This is a genomic window from Pseudomonas sp. K5002, from assembly GCF_013386655.1.
Classification (GTDB): domain Bacteria; phylum Pseudomonadota; class Gammaproteobacteria; order Pseudomonadales; family Pseudomonadaceae; genus Aquipseudomonas.
This window is the reverse complement of sequence record NZ_JACARK010001573.1, coordinates 1-973: the sequence shown is the minus strand read 5'-3', so window position 1 is coordinate 973 and position 973 is coordinate 1. Positions and strand designations below refer to the sequence as shown.

1 protein-coding gene is annotated in these 973 nt (G+C 65.6%); it reads left to right on the top strand.

The genetic code is table 11. The features are described from left to right. Nucleotides 1–973, top strand: a 973-nt coding sequence (locus tag HX846_RS38020) for a condensation domain-containing protein (RefSeq protein ID WP_256740509.1), incomplete at both ends; no start/stop codon positions are given.

Below are 973 nucleotides of genomic sequence, written 5' to 3'. Positions count from 1 at the left end.
GGCCCCCAAGGCGGCTGCGATCACCTCGGGCGACTACCACCCGGCACACCTGCACGCACTGGCCCAGGCCGCAGTCGACGCACTTGACCTACAGGCAGGCCAAAGCCTGCATGCCAGCCTGCTTGGCGATCACCTGTTATTGGCCGCGCACCCGTTATGCGTGGATGAGGCTTCCTGGTCGTTGCTGCTGACGGACCTCAATCTGGCGCTGGCACAACTGCGCCTGCAACGGCCGGTGCGGCTGTCCTACAGCGGTGGCAACTTCACCCAATGGACCCGTCATCAGCAAGCGCATGCCGAGAGCGATGCCCTCGACGACGCGTGGGAACACTGGCTGCAATACGCCGGCATGGACACGCTGCAACTGCCTGACAACCACCAGGCGAGCAACGTGGTCGAGCTGAGCCTGAGTGGCGCAACCTCCGGCGAGCTGAAGCGCTTGGCCGATGTGTTGCACCTGGAGTGGAACAGCCTGCTGGCCACTGCCGTGGCCGAACAATGCGGCGACGGTTTGTTGGCGTTGGACCTGTACGCCGCACGCCCGGCCACCGAACGCCTGCCAGTGGGCGCGCCCCTGGTGCTGGCCGACCTCGAGCCGCAACTGATCGTCGGTGCGCTGGACCTGGCCGTGCCGGTGTTCCTGCAAGCCGCAGGTGCTAATGCGTTGCAACGCCTGCAGTCGGTGGCCGCGCAACTGCGTGCGTACCCGCAACACGGTACCGATTACGGCGCGCTGCGCTACCTCTCAGACAACACCTACCTGCAAGAACCCCTGCGCGACTTGCCTGCTGCACCGATTGCTATCCATTGGCGCGGCGATTTCGACATCCACCGTGAACCGCGCAGCCTGTTGGCACACATCACCGCTGCCAATACGCCAGCGGCATCGACCCATGCCTTGCGCATCGATGCGCATTGGCAGGACGGCCAACTGCACCTGCGGGTTGAAGGCGCGCTGGCCGCCGACTGGGCG